Here is a 2,751-nt window from a genome sequence, read left to right on the forward strand (position 1 = left end):
TGCGTCCGGCGTTTGCCAAAGACGGTACGATCACAGCTGCCAATGCATCTTCTATCTCTGATGGCGCATCGGCACTGGTTCTGATGAGCGAATCAGCCGCCAGCGCAAAAGGCGTTCAGCCACTGGCACGTATCGTTGCTCACAGCACTCAGTCCCAGCATCCGTCTGAATTCACCGTAGCGCCAGTCGGTGCCATCGAAAAAGTTCTGGCCAAAGCCGGCTGGAGCAAAGACGATGTCGACCTGTATGAAATCAACGAAGCCTTCGCCATGGTTGCCATGATGCCGGTGGACGAACTGAAGCTGGATATCAATAAAGTAAATATCTACGGCGGAGCCTGTGCTCAGGGCCACCCGGTGGGCTCTACCGGTTCACGCCTGATCGTGACCCTGATGAACGCGCTGAAAAACACCGGCGGCAAAAAAGGTGTTGCCGCCCTGTGTATCGGTGGCGGTGAAGCAACAGCCATCGCTATTGAGTTGCTGTAAGCAGCACAAAGCACTGCCACGGTCAGCAGTTTAAGGCCGGGCCAGAACGGGTAGCGCAGCGATGCGCTACCCGTTTTTTTGTGTCCGCGGCAAAGTGCCGTCATCCACGCCGGAACAGCCTCTGTGACATTTATGACAGCACACTGCTATATTAAGAAAACAACAGGTTGACTGAATGGTGACCGCCAGTGTCTTTGATTATGTTCGACATGGGGCGTCGTATCGAAACTCCGGTCCGCCCGGACGAGTTCCGGGTGCGGGCGATGTCGGCCAGTGAAAAGACCAGCCATATCGATAAAGATACTGCACACAGCGGTACAGCCAACGAAATCCATGCCTACTATCAGCAGCAGGAACGACCGCCTGACGGAATTTCTGCCTGCCGTGACATCATGAGTAAACGGGTCATTACCCTGAAACCAGACGATTCCATTAACACCGCATGGAATACCCTGTCTGACTGCGGCTTTCATCACCTGCCGGTCATCGACGATAAGCGCAATGTGGTTGCGATTCTGTCAGACCGCGATCTGCTGCAGGCGCTGGTGCATAATGCCGATATCTGGGATAACAGCATGATGGACGTTGCAGCACACCCGGTGGTCTGTGTTTTACAAAGTACCGATATCCGTCAGGCCAGCAATATTCTCTATGAATACGATATTGGTGCCTTACCTGTTCTGAACGACGAGCATCAGCTGTGCGGCATCATTACCCGCAGTGATGTGCTCAAACTGTTAAGCCATTACGGTCCGATGGAACTCTGGGCGTAAGCCCCGATGTTTGCGGATTAAGGAGTATATGTGGCCAATCATTACGAACTGATTCATCCGAAAACTCACCTTCGTGTTCTTTCCCGTTACGAAATCCAGATGCTGAAAGATGTCAGCAGTGAAACCCATGAACTGGTGCGACGCTGCTGTTATGCAGCACTTAATTCCGGCAGCCAGGAAGATGATTACCTGCAACTGGAAGAAGATTTCAGCAATTTTAATGTCGAAGTTCAGCAGGAAGACCGCGGTATTGTTCTGAATCTGGTCAATCCGCCAGCCCGCGCCTTCGTTGACGGCGAAATCATCCGCGGTATCCGTGAGCAACTTTTTTCCGTTTTGCGCGATGTACTGTACGCCCAGGAGTCCATCCTGAAAGCGCATCGTTTTGACCTGCACAAAGGTGAAGATATTACTAACGCTGTTTTTCACCTGCTGCGTAACGCCAACCTGCTGAGACCAGATCAGAAACCGAATCTGGCCATTTGCTGGGGTGGCCATTCCATCCCACGGCATGAATATCAATACACCAAAGACGTCGGCTACCAACTGGGCCTGCGCGGTCTGGATGTTGGCACCGGCTGTGGACCAGGCGCAATGAAAGGCCCGATGAAAGGCTGCACCATTGGTCATGCCAAGCAACATAAGCGCGATGGCCGCTACATCGGCATTACCGAGCCAGGCATTATTGCTGCGGAAGCACCCAACCCGATTGTCAATGAACTGGTCATTCTGCCGGATATTGAAAAACGCCTGGAAGCCTTTATCCGTCTGGCTCACGGTATTGTTATTTTCCCGGGCGGCCCGGGAACTGCAGAAGAAATTCTGTACCTGCTCGGCGTACTGTCTCATCCGGATAATCAGGAAATTCCTTTCCCGATGATTATTACCGGTCCGCAGGAATCCGGTGACTATTTACGTGAAATCGACCGTTTTATTGGCCTGACGCTGGGTGAAAAAGCACAGCAGCGTTACCAGCTAATTATTGATGATGCCGCCGCTGTGGCGCAGTCAATGAAAGACGGTTTTAAAGAAGTCGAAGCCTATCGTCGCTCTCACAGCGACGCCTATTTCTTCAACTGGGCATTAACGGTGGACGAAGATTTCCAGCTGCCGTTTGAGCCAACCCACGAAGCCATGGCAGAACTGAAGATTCACAAGTCTTTGCCACAACATGAACTGGCCGCCAATCTGCGCCGTGCATTTTCCGGTATCGTTGCCGGTAATGTTAAGGCCTCCGGGGTTAAACGGGTTATGCAGTATGGTCCGTATAAACTGTCCGGTGACAGCGACATCATGGATGCCATGGACAACCTGCTGAATGCCATGGTTGAACATGGCCGGATGAAGATCAAAGGCGATTACACGCCCTGCTACGAAATCGTACGCTGACGTCAGCGCACGACAGGCAAGAAAGAAGCGGCTGAAAAGCCACTGCTGTCCCACAAATTTCTATTTAAGCATTTGCTAGAAACGTCAGGCCCCTTGTCCTC

3 protein-coding genes are annotated in these 2,751 nt (G+C 52.2%); all 3 read left to right on the top strand.

The genetic code is table 11. The features are described 5' to 3' along the window. Nucleotides 1-488, top strand: a 488-nt coding sequence (locus B2Z72_RS17475; RefSeq protein WP_297005433.1) for a thiolase family protein, incomplete at its 5' end; no start/stop codon positions are given. Between the two features lie 188 nt (nt 489-676). Then, on the top strand, nt 677-1,261 hold the full coding sequence (locus B2Z72_RS17480) for an HPP family protein (protein ID WP_296982142.1): 585 nt from the start codon (nt 677-679) through the stop codon (nt 1,259-1,261). 30 nt (nt 1,262-1,291) lie between these two features. After that, nucleotides 1,292-2,650, top strand: coding sequence for a nucleotide 5'-monophosphate nucleosidase PpnN (gene ppnN / locus B2Z72_RS17485; protein WP_296982140.1), 1,359 nt, complete (start codon nt 1,292-1,294; stop codon nt 2,648-2,650). Nucleotides 2,651-2,751 lie beyond the last annotated feature (101 nt).

It is taken from the genome of Thalassolituus sp. UBA6592 (genome assembly GCF_002433655.1).
Taxonomy (GTDB): domain Bacteria; phylum Pseudomonadota; class Gammaproteobacteria; order Pseudomonadales; family Oceanobacteraceae; genus Venatoribacter.